Origin of the sequence: Extibacter sp. GGCC_0201 (assembly GCF_017566055.1) — a bacterium.
Classification (GTDB): Bacteria; Bacillota; Clostridia; order Lachnospirales; family Lachnospiraceae; genus Extibacter.
Genome location: NZ_JABFCH010000217.1, coordinates 1 through 216 on the forward strand (window position 1 = coordinate 1; position 216 = coordinate 216).

Sequence of the window (216 nt, forward strand, 5' to 3'; positions counted from 1 at the left end):
AGTCAAGATCCCTGCAGGTGTTGACAACGGTTCCCGCCTGCGGGTAGCCGGAGAAGGCGAAGCAGGGGTTAAAGGCGGACCAAGCGGTGATTTGTATGTATATTTGTATGTTAAACCGCATAAGTTTTTTGAGCGCGATGGTACTACTGTTTACTGCGAAGTGCCGATCAATATTGTACAGGCAACTTTGGGTGATGAGATTAAGGTTCCTACGCT

Annotated in this window: 1 protein-coding gene; it reads left to right on the forward strand. The window is 48.1% G+C overall.

The window, feature by feature from the left end:
* Nucleotides 1–216, forward strand: a 216-nt coding sequence (locus tag HJV72_RS19310; protein ID WP_305798509.1) for a DnaJ C-terminal domain-containing protein, incomplete at both ends; no start/stop codon positions are given.